The organism is Angustibacter luteus (assembly GCF_039541115.1).
Lineage (GTDB): Bacteria > Actinomycetota > Actinomycetes > Actinomycetales > Angustibacteraceae > Angustibacter > Angustibacter luteus.
Genome location: NZ_BAABFP010000002.1, coordinates 839,349 through 853,966, shown reverse-complemented (window position 1 = coordinate 853,966; position 14,618 = coordinate 839,349). Strand labels below are relative to the sequence as shown.

Genomic DNA, 14,618 nt, shown 5'->3' with positions numbered 1-14,618 from the left:
CCGCTACCCGGCCACCGTGATCGGCTGCTCGCGCGTCCCGGCGCGGACGACGTCCCGCAGCTGCTCGTCCGGACCCACCCACGCACCGGGCCAGACGACGCAGCGGTCGACCGACCCCTGCACCACCGCGCCCTCGCCCACGACGCTGTGACCACCCGAGGCGTGCAGGTTCGCGGCGAGGTAGTCGGCCGGCGTCCCGCAGTCGATCGAGACGGACGACGGGTCGAGTCGCACCAGGTCCAGCCGCCCCGCGGCATCGAGGTCACGCCAGAGCACCTCGTACAGCCCGCTCGGCAGCGCCTCGAGCTCGTGCACCGCGGACCACGGCAGCAGGCACGAGCCGACGTACCGCACCTGGGCGCCGTCCGACGTCCGGAAGTCGGCCCGGCGTCCGGGCAGCGCGTCCGCGACGAGCAGCCGGCAGCGCTCGCCGTCCCACCCCTCCGTCAGCCGGCTCAGGTCGCCCGGCTGGTAGACGTCGGCGTTCGTCAGCAGGACGTCGCGGCCGTCCAGCCACGGGCGCAACCGGCCGAGCGCACCCGCCGTGCCGAGCGCCTCGGGTCGCTCGCGCGACACCGTCGCCCGGTTGCCGACCCGGGCGCGGACCTGGTCGGCCAGGTAGTGCGCGTTCACCGCCACCCAGTCCGGCGCGACCGCCTCGCCGGCCAGCCGGTCGAGCGCCAGGTCCAGCAAGGTGGTGTGCCCCAACGGCATCAGCACCTTCGGCACCGTGTCGGTCAACGGCCGCATCCGCTCGCCACGACCCGCGGCGAGGGCGACGGCGGCCAGCGAGCCGGTCATGGCAGGACGACGCGCCCGGCGTACCCGTCCGGCTGGGCGACGGCGCGGGCCGCGTCCAGGATCTGCCGAGTAGGGGCGTCCATCTCGTCCACGTCCTGCGGGCGCAGCCAGCGGGCGGTGGTGGCCTCGCCGCCGACCTCCTCGCTCACCTCACCCTCCACCTGCACCTGGAAGATGACGTCCACCCGGCGCAGCGGGGAGTCCACCACGACGGTGACGGGACGGCCCACCTCGATGGTCAGGCCCAGCTCCTCGCGCACCTCGCGGACCACCGCCACCGCCGCCGACTCACCACGGTCCAGCAGACCGCCGGGCAGACTCCAACCCACCCGGTGCGGCTGGCGCAGCATGAGCAGCGTGTCGCCCCGCTGGAGCAGGCACACCGCGCCCACGGTGAAGTTCGGCGTACCGGCCCGCACCAAGGAGCGGCGTACGGGAGCCGGCAGCCTGCGGAAGATCCGCAGCGCCAGCAGGTAGACCGGGCGTGAGTGCACCGGAGCGGCAGCCATCACCCCAGCCTACGGACGGCTAGGGTCGCCCGAGTGAGCGGTGGTCATGGCGCGGGTCACACCGGTGACGCGGAGCAGCCCGTCCCGATGCAGCGGGTGGCCGCGTACGCCATCGTGCTGGCGACCGGCCGGCTCCTGCTGACCCAGCTGTCCGAGCGGACGCCGGCGCCGGGACGCTGGGTCCTGCCGGGTGGCGGCATCGACCACGGCGAGGCGCCGCTGGACGCGGTCGTCCGCGAGGTCTACGAGGAGACGGGGCACCGGCTCCGTGACGTCCGCCTGCTGGACGTCGGGTCGCACCGGTTCACCGGACGCGCGCCCAGCGGCCGGCTCGAGGACTTCCACGGCATCCAGGTCGTCTACTCCGGGCAGGTGGAGCGCGTGCTGGAGCCGCGGGTCCTGGACGTCGGCGGCAGCACGTCGGACGCCCGCTGGGTCGACCTCGCCGACCTGCCGACCCTCGACCTGGGCGACCGCGCCAGGTTCTGGATCGGCCGGCTGCTCGGTCTCCCCCCCACCTGAGGAGCGGCGGTGGACGACGCTCTGCTGGGCCGGCTGGAGGCCGCCGCCACCCGGGTGGAGCCGGCCGGTCCGGACGGCGACGCGTGGCGGCGAGCCAGCGTGCTCGCCGAGCTGGACCGCGCCGTCCTGGCCCGTCACGGCGCCGACGTGCTGGCGCTCGCCGGTCGCTACGACCAGCTGCTCGAGCTCGCGCCCGTCCGCGTCGGTGGTGGGGACGGCGGCGTGCGGTGGCAGCGGGTCGCGAAGCACGGACGGCGCCGGCTGGGCGCCTTCGCGACGCCGCCGCAGCTCGCCGCGGCGCTGGCCGACCGGGCGCTGCCGACGCCGCGTGCGAACCCTCCGGCGGTGCTGGACCCGGCCTGCGGTGCGGGTGCGCTGCTGCTCGTCGCGTTGGACCGGCTGGTCGGGCAGGGCCTCGCCCCGGACACGGCCGTGCGCTGCCTGCACGGGGTGGACGTCGACCCGACCGCGGTCGCGCTGGCCCGGGCCGCGGTCGTGGCTGGCGCCGTCCGGGGCGGCGCCGACCCGGCCACCTGGGCGGACCTGCTGGCGGACGTGGCGCACCGGATCGTCGTGGGGGACGCGCTCGTGGACACCCCGGCGATGACTTGGCGGACGACGTTCACCGAGGTGCTGGCCCGGCCCGGTCCGCGCGACCCGGTGACCGGCTGGTCCGGCGGCTTCGACGTGGTCCTGGCCAACCCGCCGTGGGAGCGGCTGAAGGTGCCGCGGGCCGAGCACCAGGGTGACGACCTCGACGTCCAGCGCGGGTACGTCCGAGACCGGGTGCGCGCCGTCCGCGAAGGCGGGCGGCACCCGCTCACCGGGTCCGGCGACCTGAACGCGCACCTGCCGTTCCTGGAGACCTGCTGGCGGCTGCTCGCCGACGGCGGCACCGCGGCCCTGCTCGTCCCCGAGGGGGCGGTCACCGACCGTCAGGCCGGCGCGCTGGTGCGCGCGCTGCTGGACGCGGACGCGCTCGTCTCGGTGCACACGCTGGCCGACCGGGCCGGCTTCGTCGGCGCCCCCGGGGTGCGTGCCGCGCTGATCACGCTGCGCCGCAACGGGTCCGGCGCCTCCAAGACCACGGGAGCCGAGGTGCTGACCCGGGTGGCTGACGCCCGGGACCCGCAGGTCGAGCGAGCCCGTTCGTGGCGGCTCACCGCCGACCTCGTGCGCCGGGTGAACCCGGGGTCGGGGACCGCCGTCCTGTTCCGCTCCGGTCGGGATGCTGCCTTGGTCGCCGCGGCGCACGAACGCTTCGGCGTGCTGCTGGAGCGCGACCGCGCGGGTGACGTCGTCCACGGCCGCTGGGGGTTCCGGGCGCGCACCCCGATCCACCTGAGCCGCGAGGCCCGGCACGTACGCACCGCCGCGGGGGCTGGGTTGCTGCCGCTCGGCGAGGCCAAGCTGGCCGGGCTGCTGGACCCGCGCGCCGCGACCTGGGACGGCGGGCGGGTCCGTCCGCCGACGGTGGACGAGCTGGCGGACCCGGGCTGGTCGCCGCGGACCCGCTGGTGGGTCCCGACGGAGCTCGTCGAGGCGAGGTACGGCGACCTGCTGACCCGTGGCTGGCTGGCCGGCTACCGGATCGTGTCCACCGACAAGACGGCCCGCACCCTGCTGCCGGTCGCGGTGCCGGCCGGCGCGTACGCGAACTCGCTGGCGCTCCTCGAGTCGCCCGACCTGCCCCTGCTGCTGGCCGCGTTCGCGTCGATCCCGATCGACTACGTGGCTCGCGCCAAGTCGGGCGGGCACAACCTGAGCCTGTTCAAGGTCGAGCAGCTGCCGGTCCCCGGACCTGGCTGCTACCAGGCGATCTGGCGGGGTACCGACGGGCTCACCCTCGGGGAGTGGGCGCTGCGCCGGCTGGCCGACGCCGTGGGCTGGTGCGCCGCCCTGGCGCCGCTGGCCGGCGAGCTGGGCCTCGACGTCGTCCCGCCCGTTCCGTCGCCGCAGGCCCGGGCGCTCGCCCTGGCCGACCTCGATGCGCTGCACGCCCACCTGCTCGGCTGGACGACGTCCGACCTCGAGCACGTGCTGGGCACCTTCGGCGCGCTGCGCGCCGCGGACGAGGCCCGGAGCGGGCGGTTCGTGACGCGCGAGCGCGTGCTGGCGGCGTTCGAGCGGCTCACTCCTGCGGCATGAGGATGACGCCCGCGACGTACAGGACGACGCCGGCGAAGCCGAACAGCACGGACGCGACGGCGACGAGCCGGACGACGGTCACGTCCACGCCGGTGTAGTCGGCCACGCCGGCGCAGACGCCACCGAGCTTGCGTCCATCTCGCGGTCGGACCAGCCGCTTGGGCTGGGTGGCATCGGTCGGGTTCTCGGTCAGGTTCTCGGTCAGGTTCTGTGTCATGCCTCCAGCGTGGCCGGGCCGGCGTCCGGTGACCATCAGGGAGAGCCCGCACCCGACCCTGGCCAACCCCTGACTCCCGGGTGCACGGTGCCGTGGTCGCCGGCGCGGGGTGGACGTACCGTCGAGCCATGACGACCACCGGACAGTTCACCGCCGAGACCGGCACGAGCGGCGAGTTCAAGCGCCAGCCGAACCGCTTCACCGGCCGCATCGCAGCGGACAGCGACAGCGCGCCGGGCGACGGGCCGGACGCGCAGGGGCGGTGGCCGGTCGAGCCGGGCCGGTACCGGTTGGTCGTCTCGCTGGCCTGCCCGTGGGCGCACCGGTCGATCATCGTGCGCGAGCTGCTCGGACTGCAGGACGCGATCAGCCTGGCCGTTGTCGACCCGATCCGGGACGAGCGCGGGTGGCGCTTCTGGCTGGACGACGCGCACCGCGACCCGCGGCTCGACATCGAGTACCTCAGCGAGGCTTACCTGCGCACCGACCCGTCGTACGAGGGCCGGGTCACCGTGCCGTGCATCGTCGACACCGCAACGGGTCTGGTCGTCACCAACGACTACCCGCAGATCACCCTGGACCTGTCGACGGAGTGGACGGCGCTGCACCGGCCGGACGCGCCGTCCCTCTACCCGCAGGACGAGCGCGCCGAGATGGACGAGCTCATCCAGCAGGTCTTCGCCGACGTCAACAACGGCGTGTACCGGTGCGGCTTCGCGACCTCGCAGGAAGCGTACGAGGCGTCGTTCGACCGGTTGTTCGCGCGGCTCGACGTGCTCGAAACCCGGCTGGCCGACCGGCGCTACCTGATGGGCGAGGAGATCCGCGAGGTCGACGTCCGGCTGTTCACCACGCTGGTGCGCTTCGACGCGGTCTACCACGGTCACTTCAAGTGCAACCGGGTCAAGCTCACCGAGCTGCCGAACCTGTGGCGCTACGCCCGGGACCTGTTCTCGCAGCCCGGTTTCGGTGAGACGGTGGACTTCGACCACATCAAGCGCCACTACTACGTCACGCACGACACCATCAACCCGACCGGCATCGTGCCGAAGGGTCCGGACGCGCGGGTCTGGACGAGCTAGGAGGTGCATGAGTGGGTGCGGCGAGGTGGTCGCGATCACGACCACCTCGCCGCACCCACTGGTGCACAGGCCGACTAGGCCTTCTCGTCCTCGGGCTCCGGCTCGAGCAGGAGGTCCGGCTCCTCGGCCGGCTCGGCCTGGGCCTGCCCCGGACCGCGCGACTTGCCGCTCTTGCCCAGCGTGGCCGCCAGGCCGATGAAGCCGGCCACGACCAGGACGGCCGGGCCGAGCACCGACAGGTCCGGCAGGCCCATCGTGTCGCTGGCGACCAGCGCCCACAGCCCCACCACCCCGACGAAGATCAGGCCGAAGACCAGGCTGGTCACATCCGTGTCATGACGTCGCACGACGCACCTCCAGGTGTCCGAATCCCGCATACAGGTCGAGGTCGAGCTGCCCGCCGCCGACGCCGTCCGGGCCGTTGTCGACGCGCACGATGCGCTCGTTCACGCCGCCGCTCTCCTGACCGAAGAGCGTCAGGCCGCCGACGCCGACGCGGCTGGTGAGGTGCACGTCCATCGTGCGCGGCACGGTCACGACGATCTCGCCGAAGCCCATCTGGGCGCCCATGCTCGCGGTCTGACCGGTCAGGTCCAGGCCGGTCAGGTCGTACTCGACCTGGCCTGCGCCGTACCGGTCGTCCGAGGGCAGCTGGTCGACCTGCGTGACGACCACGTTCTTGTCGACCGCGCGGTGGCTGATGCTCCTCGCCTCACCGGCGATGGTCGCGACCAGCATCACCGGGACCAGCAGGATGCCCCAGAAGATCAGCCCGCGGGCCCGGCCGAACCAGGCGCCGACGAGCAGCCCCAGGCCGACGATCCCGAGGGCCAGCGCCGGGTAGGCACCGGTCGGCACGTCCGCGCCGTACAGGTCCGCCGCGCCGAGCACGCCGAGTGCGATCAGGCCGAGGCTGAACGTGATGCCGAACAGGTGCGAGCGCGGCTTCGGCGGCCGGGGCGGCAGGGGCGGTGGCGGCGGTACCGGCGCGGCCCAGGTCGGCGGCTGCGGGGGGACCGGCGCGCCGGCCGTCGGCATCGCCGTCGTGGGGGCGGCGTACGTCGGTGCCGCGGTCGCAGCGTACGTCGGTGCCGCAGCGGCGGCGTACGTCGGCGCGGCCGCCGGGGCGTACTCCGGCGCCGGGGCGTTCGCGGCCCGCGACGTCCGGTCGTCCTGGCGCAGCAGCAGCACGAGCAGAGCGACGACCGCGAGCGTCAGCAGGACCGGTCCGTGCCACTGGGAGAAGGCACCGACGACGCCGATCGAGACGGCGACGACGAGGATGATCGCCAGCCACACCGTCGAGCCCGACGGCCGGAACCGCGGACGGTCCAGTGCCTGCTGCCCGACGGAGGGGGTTCCGTCGTCCTGCGGGACCAGCAGCCACGCCAGGGCGTAGAGCACGATCCCCGAGCCGCCGAACAGCACGAGCACGGCGAGCACCACGCGCAGCAGCAGCGGGTCGATCCCGAGGCTGCGACCGAGCCCGCCGGCGACACCGGCGATCACCTTGTCGTCGGTGCTGCGGCGCAGGCCACGCAGCTGGTCCAGGATCTGGTCGCTGGTGGAGCTGCTGGTGGGTCCGCTCGGCGGCGGTGGGGCGGCCTGTGGTTCGGCCTGTGGTTCGGCGTGGGGCTGGTTCTCATCCATGCATCCATCGTCGGCGTCCGGCGTCCCCGAAACCATCGGTGAGCACCCTGAGCGACCCCTGACGTCCGCACTCAGGGACGCCGCGCCGAATGGGTGCCATGCCTGGTGGTCGGGCGCCTGCGCACGCGAGAGGATCGAGCCGTGCCCCTGACTCCCGGCGACCCGCCGCATCTCGTGCGCCCGACCGACGGGCGCCTGCTGAGTGGTGTCGCCGCGGGCCTCGCTGAGCACCTGCACCTGCCGGTGCTGAAGGTCCGGATCGCCTTCGTGCTGCTCTGCGTGCTCGGCGGCTTCGGCCTCGCGCTGTACGGCGCGCTGTGGATCTTCGTGCCCGCGCAGGGCCTGGACGACGAACCCGCGGGGCTCGCGTCGGCGAACCGCGGCGGACGCCGTCCGCGCCGGGCCGTCCGTCCCGACGACCTCGGTCAGCTGGTGGCCCTCGGGGCGCTCGCGGTGGGGCTCCTGCTGCTGCTCAACCGCACGGGCTGGGGCCTGCCGTTGACCGTGACCGTCCCGGTGCTGATCGCCGGCGCCGGCCTGGCCCTGCTGTGGACGCAGGCCGACGCGAGCGAGCGGGCCTGGTTCAACTCGGGTTCTGGTGGCGGCCTGTCCGCGGTGTCCGGCACGGGCGAGCGGCCGTGGGTGACCGTCGTCCGGGTGGTCGGCGGGTTGCTGCTCGTCGTGGTCGCCGTCCTGACCTTCCTGGTGGGTAGCGGACGCCCGTCCGAGATCGGCAGCACGATCCTGCTGTTCGTGGTCGTCGCGCTCGGGCTCGGCCTGGTCGCGGGCCCGTTGGTCTGGCGTCTGCTGCGCCAGCTGGAGGACGAGCGCCGCGAGCGGGTCCTGCAGCAGCAGCAGGCCGACGTGGCCGCGCACCTGCACGACTCGGTGCTGCAGACGCTGGCGCTGATCCAGCGCAAGGCCGACGACCCGCGCGCCGTCATGACGCTGGCCCGGGCGCAGGAACGCGACCTGCGCGGTTGGTTGTTCGAGAACGCCGCGAACAACGAGGGCACGCTGCGGGGCGCGCTGGACGAGGCCGCCGCCGAGGTCGAGCAGGCGCACGGCGTCCCGGTGGAGGTCGTGGTGGTGGGCGATCGCCCCCTGGACGACGGGCTGCACGCCATGGTGCGGGCCGCCCGCGAGGCGATGGTGAACGCGGCCCGGCACTCGGGCGCCGCGTCCGTCGACGTCTATGGGGAGTGCGCCGACGACCTCGTCGAGGTGTTCGTGCGCGACCGAGGGCGAGGGTTCGACCCGGACGACGTCCCCGAGGACCGCATGGGTCTGCGAGGCTCCGTCACGGGCCGGATGGAACGGCACGGCGGGACGGCGCGGATCAGGTCGGCCCCCGGGGAGGGCACCGAGGTGGCGTTGACGATCGGCAAGGGCGCGGACCGGCCGGTCGGCGACAAGGCGGCGGAGGAGGAGCAATGAGCGAGGACAGTCCCCGCCGGGTGCGCGTGGTGGTGGTCGACGACCACGCGATGTTCCGCAGTGGCGTCCGGGCCGAGCTCGGTGACGCGGTGGACGTCGTCGCGGAGGCCGAGGACGTGGCCAGCGCGGTCGCCGCGGTGCTGCGCGAGACACCGGACGTCGTCCTGCTCGACGTGCACCTGCCCGGTGGGGGCGGGGTCGAGGTGCTCACCCAGGCGGCCGCGCAGGGTTCGCAGTCCCGGTTCCTGGCCCTGTCGGTCTCCGATGCGGCGCAGGACGTCATCGGGGTGATCCGGGCCGGTGCGCGCGGTTACGTGACGAAGACCATCACCGGAGCCGAGCTGGTGCAGGCCATTGAGCGGGTGTCGGACGGCGACGCGGTGTTCAGCCCGCGGCTGGCCGGTTTCGTGCTCGACGCGTTCGCGACGGGCGAGGCGCCGTCGGTGGATCCCGAGCTCGACCGGCTGTCGGCGCGCGAGCGCGAGGTCATGCGGCTCATCGCGCGCGGCTATGCCTACAAGGAGGTCGCGAAGGAGCTCTTCATCTCGGTGAAGACCGTCGAGACCCATGTGTCGGCGGTGCTGCGCAAGCTCCAGCTGTCCAGCCGGCACGAGCTCACCAAGTGGGCCGCCGACCGCCGGCTGCTCTGACCACCTCGTCCGCACCGCGCCTGACATCTGCGCACAGGTGCCAGTCTGAGGACATGGACGTTCCGGTAGAGGCCTCGGTCACGTGGGAGCAGGCGCTGGCCTGGCGGTCCGAACGGCACCTGCTCGACCCGATCGGATCCGCGTCGGTGGCGGACGTCGTACGCCGCCTGGGTGCCGTGCCGTCGATGGACGAGTCGCTGGCTGAGCTCGCCGTTCGAACCCGGCGTCAGACGTCACGCTCCGGCGAGCTGGCCGCGGCGTTGGCGGACGGGACCGTCATCAAGGCGTTCGCCTTCCGTGGGTCGATGAACTACCTCTCACCTGAGGACGGCGGCATCTACCTGGCGCTCCGATCGGCCGGCCGGCAGTGGGAGCTGCCGAGCTGGGTGGACTACTACCGGCTCACCCCGTCGGACTGGCCAGACTTCCGGGCCGCGGTGCGCGAAGCCCTCGATGCGGGCCCGTTGACGATCGCCGAGCTCGGCGAAGCGGTGGTCAGGAACCGCGCGTACCGCCACCTGGGACACGTGTTCGACGACGGCGCGAAGACGTTGATCAAGCCACTGACCTGGCAAGGAGACATCGGTTTCGCGCCACCACGCGACGGCCAGCACACCTTTCAACGCCTGGACCTCAACCCGAGGTGGACAGGTCTGCCTGACCTCGACGACGCGGGTCCGCGTGCCGTCACCGCGTACCTGCGGACGTACGGCCCGGCGACGGTCGACCGCGTCCACTACTGGCTCGGTGACGGCCTGAGCGCGGGCCGCAAGCGGATCAACACCTGGCTGTCCGAGCTGGGCGACCGCCTGGTGCCCGTTGACGTCGACGGCACCACGGCCTACGTCGTCAGGCAGGACGTCGACTCCCTCCTCGCCGCGCGTGCCTCGAACGCGGTGCGGTTCCTACCCGGGCACGACCAGTGGGTGATGGGACCCGGCACCAAGGACGGGCGCGTCACGCCGCAGTCCCGGCGTGATCTCATCACCCGCAAGGCCAACCCGGTGATCTTCCGCGGCGTCGTCTGCGGAACCTGGGCACGCAAGGGTGACGACCTCACCGTCGTCTGGCTCGACAGGCGACGTCCAGCCGATCAGGCCATCGAGCAGGAGGCCGTCAGACTCGGCACGCTCGTCGGCCGCGAGCTGACCGTCACGCTCACCTCCTCACCGACCACTGGGGCGACGAGGGCCGGGTAACGGTCACCCACCACCGGGATGGATCGATCGGCGCCGGCCGCCCTCGCGCCGCGACTCGGCTACCTCCCTGGCAACGGCCTCAACCTGAACATGAGGATGCCGAGGTACTTGTCCATCACCGCTTGCTTGTGGGGATAGCGCTCGGCGGCTTCGGGAGGCATCTGCGGCTCGAGCGCAGCCTCGATCCAGAGTCCGGCTGCGCTGAACGTGTTCAGCAGATCCGACATCGTGTACGGCCGTTTGGTGAGGGTCACGTGGTCGTTCCAGCTCTGGTGCCGGTAGGCGAACGGCTCGGTCGCGAAGTACTCCTCTCCCAGTGAGGTCCCGTTCTCCTCCGCACGCTCGATGGCGTACCGGATCGGCTGGGTCCGGGTGAGGAGAATGAAGCCGTCCTCGGTCAGCATCTCGCGCGCGGTCTGCAAGGCCCTCACCCCGTTGGCCGCGTACCCGAAGGACTGCAGGAACAGGATCCGATCGAACCTCCGGCCCGCGAGTCCGGGGACCACCGCCAGGTCGGAGAGATCACCCTCGATGAGCTCGACTCCCGGCGGGGGGGTGATGAAGTTCCCGCTGATGTCGACGCCGACCGACGCGGAGGCCCCGTCGTTGGCGAGCTGCGCAATCTTCGCCCCGTTGCCGCATCCGGCGTCCAGGATGGCGAGGCCGGTGACGTCGCCGAGCAGAGCGCGCTGGGCCGGCCACTCGACGAGTCGGTCGAGTGAGTCCTCGCGGGCGCGGGCCTGCTCGAAGCCGGAGGCGAGCGTCCCCCATGGGTGGCTCGAGTCGCCGCCAACCGGGCCAGCAGCGTGGGTTACCGAGCTCTCCTCGACCATGTGCGCATGATGCCGGACGACCGACTCTGCGCACTGATCGCCCCGAGGTACGCGGCAGGTGCCGTTCCTCGGCACGACCGCGCCGATCGGCGGGCGGGAAGAAGCCCGTGGTCGGCAAGGTTGCGTGGGGTATGACCACACTTGTCGACCGCACCGTCGCGGCGCTGCGTGCCAACCACAGCGCCCTCGCGGCGCTGACGCCCACCTTGTCCGAAGCGGATCTGAGCAAGCCCAGTGGTGCGACGGAGTGGAGCGTCGCGCAGGTGCTCTCGCACCTTGGCAGCGGTGCGGAAATCGCCCGCAAGCCGATCGCGGCCGCCGCGGGCGGGCGGGTCGAGGATGAGGACAACCAGGCGATCTGGGCACGGTGGAACGCGTCCGCCCCGGCCGACCAGGCAGCCGAGTTCGTCACGCACGACCTGGCGTACCTCGAGACGGTTGAGGCGCTCAGCGACGAGCAGCGCGCAAGCCTGAAGGTCGACCTGGGCTTCCTCCCCGAGCCGGTCCCGCTGGTGGTCGCGCTCGGCATGCGGCTCAACGAAGTTGCCAACCACAGCTGGGACGCGCGCGTCGGCGTCGACCCGTCCGCAACCGTGGACCCCGAGTCCGCGGAACTGATCGTCGAGCTCTTCGGCGGACCGTTGGCGTTCCTGCTGGGGTTCACCGGAAAGCCCCACGAGGTCGAACGGGAGGTCCGCCTGGCGATCCCGGGCGGTGCACTCGAGATCACCGACGCGGTCACCGTGCTGGGCTCGATCGACGATCCAACGGCCGTCTTCGAGGGTCCGGCGGAGGCCGTGGTGCGGCTGCTCAGCGGCCGGCTCGGCCCCGAGCACGCCGCTGAGGTGACCGTGACCGGCAACGTCACGCTGGACGAGCTCCGCAACGTCTTCCCGGGCTACTGAGCCGCAGCAGACTACCCACGAGCGGCGTGACCGCTCTCGTTGTTGAGATGACGAAGAAGCGCCACGCCAGCCTTGCGTTGTGGCCCATCTCCGGAGGCACAGGAGCCGCCGATGTGACTGGCAACGCACCAGGCGTCGCGGAGGTTCGCGCGAGGTTCACCCGACGTTGGCGTCGCGCTCGCCGTCCGATCTGACGGGGGTCGTTGACTTCTTGTGGCACGCAGACCGGCTGCGTCCACGAGGAGGAACCGTGAGTCCCACCGCTCCTGGCTTCACCCAGCGAGGCATCACCCGACGAGCCGCCCTCGGTTCCGTCGCGGCGAGCGTCGTCGCAGTTGCCACGCCCGGCTCGGGCGCCGAGGCAGCGTCGTCGACCGCGGGCCCGGCATCGTCCCGCCGGCCGCTGGTGATCGGGCACCGCGGCGCGGCCGGCTACCGGCCGGAGCACACGCTCGCCTCCTACGAGCTGGCCGCCCGGATGGGCGCCGACTTCATCGAGCCGGACCTGGTGTGCACCAAGGACGGCGTGCTGGTCGCCCGGCACGAGAACGAGATCGGCGGCACCACGGACGTCGCGGATCACCCCGAGTTCGCCGGACGGCGTGCCACCAAAACCGTGGACGGTGTGGCCGTGACCGGATGGTTCACCGAGGACTTCACCCTGGCCGAGCTGAAGACGTTGCGCGCCAAGGAGCGCCTGCCGCTGGTCCGCCAGGAGAACACCCTCTACGACGGGCTGTTCCAGGTCCCGACGTTCGCCGAGGTGCTCGCGCTGCGGACTCGCCTGTCCCGCGAGCTGCGGCGCACCATCGGGGTGTACCCCGAGACCAAGCACCCGACGTACTTCCAGTCGGTCGGGCTGCCCCTGGAGGCTCGGCTGGTGCGCGCCCTGAACCACGCCGGCCTCAACACCCGTTCTGCGCCGGCGTTCGTGCAGTCCTTCGAGCTCACCAACCTGGTCGAGCTGCGAGCCGCGCTCGGGCTGCGCACGCGGGCGGTCTTCCTGACCTCGGCCAGTGGTGCGCCGTACGACCTCAAGAGCTCCGGCGACCCGCGAACGTACGCCGAGCTGACCACCTCGGCGGGGCTGAAGTCGTTGCAGCACCTACGGATCGACGGTGTCGGCCCGGACAAGAGCCAGGTGATCGGACGGGCGGCCGACGGGACCCTCGGCAGCCCGACGTCCCTGGTCGCGGATGCCCACGCGGCCGGGCTCGTCGTCCACCCGTACACGTTCCGGGCCGAGAACCAGTTCGTGCCCGTCGATCTGCGGGTGGGCGCCGACCCCACCGCGTTCGGCCGCGCCCTCGACGAGCAGCTCGCGTTCCTGCGCACCGGGATCGACGGCCTGTTCACCGATCAGAGCGATATCAGCGTGCTGGCGCGGGACCTGCTCCGAGACGGTGGTCAGCGCCGGGCGGCGTGACCGGACGTCCCTGCAGCAGAACGGATCGGACGTCGTGCAGGGCCATGATCGAGGCCGCCACGTCGCCGGCGACGAGGACCAGGTCGGCGTCGTAGCCCGGAGCGACCCGTCCCTTGCGCTCGCCGAGGCCGACGGCGGCGGCAGCCCGTGACGTCGCCGTGGCCAGTGCCTGCGCCACGGTCAGTCCGGCGCTGACCAGGTCGCCGACGGCGAAGGGAAGGGCGCCGTGCCGCTTGGGCGGCTGGATCCCGGAGTCGACGCCGGTGACCAGCTGGATTCCAGCCCGGTGCTGGCGCCCGACGAACTCGTAGCGCATCCGCATCATCTGCTCGGCGGTGACGCCCATCCGGTCCATGACGGCCTTGATCGGCGCCGGCGGCTCCTTCATCAGGTCCGGGTCCGTCCCCAGCGTCGGGCACAGCACGATCCCGCTGCGCGCCCAGGCGTCCAGCAGGTCGTCGGACGCCTGGCCGAAGCCGCGCTCGGTGACGCAGGACCCGTGTTCCACGCCGTCCACGCCGACGTCGAGGGCCTGCTGCACCGACGGTGTGCCGTGCGCGTGCGCGGTCACCGGGAGCCCGGCCGCGTGGGCCTGCTCGACGAGGCGCCGCAACCCGTCGTCGCTGAACTGGGTGCGCAGGACGTCGGTCCCCGGGGTGTTGACCCCTCCCGACGCCATCACCTTGACCACGTCGACGCCGCGCTCCACGCGCTCGGCGACCGCGCGGGCGATGACCTCCTCGCTGGCGACAGCCCCGCCGAGGAAGTGGCAGTGGCCGCCGGCCGTGGTGATCGGCGGCCCCGAGGCGACGATGGTGGGCTCGACGAGCCCAGGATGCTGGCGGTCGCGCCGGTCCACGACGCAGAAGTCGCGGTCGCCCAGGTCGCGCACCGTGGTGACCCCAGCGGCGAGCTGGTCGCCGAGCGCCTGCGTGATGACGCCGTCGAGCTCGGCGGGGGAGTAGCCGGCGACCCGGTCGAGCGCGTTCAGCCCGCTGTCGGCCACCAGGTGGCTGTGGGCGTCGATCAGCCCCGGAAGGAGCGTGCCGTCGTGCACGGTGACGCTGCACCCGGCGGGAAGGTCGTGCCCACGGGATTCGACACCGACGACCACGCCGTCCTCGACGAGCACGGTAGCCCCGCCGTCCAGGAAGGTCTCACCGTCGAAGACGGTCGTGGCCCGAATCGCCTGCACGCCCTCCGTGGTACCCCTGCCATCCCCAGGAGGGCAAGCCCTGG

Annotated in this window: 15 protein-coding genes; 8 read left to right on the top strand and 7 right to left on the bottom strand. The window is 72.8% G+C overall.

What is annotated here, in order from left to right:
* Positions 1-3: 3 nt before the first annotated feature.
* Positions 4-801 (bottom strand): NTP transferase domain-containing protein, encoded by a 798-nt coding sequence (locus tag ABEB17_RS04085; protein ID WP_345715301.1) that lies wholly within the window; start codon positions 799-801, stop codon positions 4-6.
* Entirely contained in the window at positions 798-1,310 is a 513-nt protein-coding gene (locus ABEB17_RS04080) for an NUDIX hydrolase (RefSeq protein WP_345715300.1), read from the bottom strand. Before ABEB17_RS04080 ends, ABEB17_RS04085 begins: the two co-directional genes overlap by 4 nt.
* 33 nt (positions 1,311-1,343) lie before the next feature.
* Between ABEB17_RS04080 and ABEB17_RS04075 the strand changes: the two genes are divergently transcribed.
* Together ABEB17_RS04075 and ABEB17_RS04070 are read left to right on the top strand one after the other, a co-directional pair.
* Positions 1,344-1,832: an NUDIX hydrolase gene (locus tag ABEB17_RS04075; protein WP_345715299.1), complete on the top strand. Its 489-nt coding sequence runs from the start codon at positions 1,344-1,346 to the stop codon at positions 1,830-1,832.
* Positions 1,833-1,841: 9 nt separating this feature from the next.
* On the top strand, positions 1,842-3,980 hold the full coding sequence (locus ABEB17_RS04070) for an N-6 DNA methylase (protein WP_345715298.1): 2,139 nt from the start codon (positions 1,842-1,844) through the stop codon (positions 3,978-3,980).
* Here ABEB17_RS04070 and ABEB17_RS04065 read toward each other — a convergent pair.
* Complete coding sequence (locus ABEB17_RS04065; protein WP_345715297.1) at positions 3,964-4,197, bottom strand: PspC domain-containing protein; 234 nt, start codon at positions 4,195-4,197, stop codon at positions 3,964-3,966. The two genes, ABEB17_RS04070 and ABEB17_RS04065, sit on opposite strands and share 17 nt — an antisense overlap.
* 80 nt (positions 4,198-4,277) lie before the next feature.
* Between ABEB17_RS04065 and ABEB17_RS04060 the strand changes: the two genes are divergently transcribed.
* Positions 4,278-5,279 carry a glutathione S-transferase family protein gene (locus ABEB17_RS04060; RefSeq protein WP_378227050.1) on the top strand — a complete coding sequence of 334 codons (1,002 nt, stop codon included), beginning with the start codon at positions 4,278-4,280 and terminating at the stop codon, positions 5,277-5,279.
* A 74-nt stretch (positions 5,280-5,353) separates the two neighbouring features.
* Here the strand turns inward: ABEB17_RS04060 and ABEB17_RS04055 are convergent, their stop codons facing one another.
* A complete protein-coding gene (locus tag ABEB17_RS04055; RefSeq protein WP_345715295.1) occupies positions 5,354-5,626 on the bottom strand; it encodes a hypothetical protein in 273 nt (90 codons plus the stop codon).
* Positions 5,613-6,929, bottom strand: a complete 1,317-nt coding sequence (locus ABEB17_RS04050; protein ID WP_345715294.1) for a PspC domain-containing protein — start codon at positions 6,927-6,929, stop codon at positions 5,613-5,615. The genes ABEB17_RS04055 and ABEB17_RS04050 overlap by 14 nt, the downstream gene beginning before the upstream one ends.
* 141 nt (positions 6,930-7,070) lie before the next feature.
* On the opposite strand from ABEB17_RS04050, the gene ABEB17_RS04045 reads away from it, so the two are divergent.
* The 3 genes from ABEB17_RS04045 to ABEB17_RS04035 are packed head-to-tail and all read left to right on the top strand — an operon-like array spanning position 7,071 to position 10,215.
* The gene (locus tag ABEB17_RS04045; RefSeq protein ID WP_345715293.1) at positions 7,071-8,366 is read left to right on the top strand and encodes an ATP-binding protein; all 1,296 of its coding nucleotides are present in this window, start codon (positions 7,071-7,073) and stop codon (positions 8,364-8,366) included.
* Positions 8,363-9,016, top strand: a complete 654-nt coding sequence (locus tag ABEB17_RS04040) for a response regulator (RefSeq protein WP_345715292.1) — start codon at positions 8,363-8,365, stop codon at positions 9,014-9,016. Before ABEB17_RS04045 ends, ABEB17_RS04040 begins: the two co-directional genes overlap by 4 nt.
* A gap of 53 nt (positions 9,017-9,069) precedes the next feature.
* Positions 9,070-10,215 carry a DNA glycosylase AlkZ-like family protein gene (locus ABEB17_RS04035; protein WP_345715291.1) on the top strand — a complete coding sequence of 382 codons (1,146 nt, stop codon included), beginning with the start codon at positions 9,070-9,072 and terminating at the stop codon, positions 10,213-10,215.
* 59 nt (positions 10,216-10,274) lie between these two features.
* On the opposite strand, the gene ABEB17_RS04030 is transcribed toward ABEB17_RS04035, so the two are convergent.
* Entirely contained in the window at positions 10,275-11,048 is a 774-nt protein-coding gene (locus ABEB17_RS04030; RefSeq protein WP_345715290.1) for a class I SAM-dependent methyltransferase, read from the bottom strand.
* A 131-nt stretch (positions 11,049-11,179) separates the two neighbouring features.
* Here ABEB17_RS04030 and ABEB17_RS04025 point away from each other — a divergent pair, with 131 nt between their 5' ends.
* Positions 11,180-11,953, top strand: a complete 774-nt coding sequence (locus ABEB17_RS04025) for a maleylpyruvate isomerase family mycothiol-dependent enzyme (protein ID WP_345715289.1) — start codon at positions 11,180-11,182, stop codon at positions 11,951-11,953.
* Between the two features lie 250 nt (positions 11,954-12,203).
* Positions 12,204-13,379, top strand: coding sequence for a glycerophosphodiester phosphodiesterase (locus tag ABEB17_RS04020; protein ID WP_345715288.1), 1,176 nt, complete (start codon positions 12,204-12,206; stop codon positions 13,377-13,379).
* Here ABEB17_RS04020 and ABEB17_RS04015 read toward each other — a convergent pair.
* On the bottom strand, positions 13,324-14,574 hold the full coding sequence (locus ABEB17_RS04015) for an amidohydrolase family protein (RefSeq protein WP_345715287.1): 1,251 nt from the start codon (positions 14,572-14,574) through the stop codon (positions 13,324-13,326). The genes ABEB17_RS04020 and ABEB17_RS04015 overlap by 56 nt on opposite strands.
* Between the last annotated feature and the right edge of the window lie 44 nt (positions 14,575-14,618).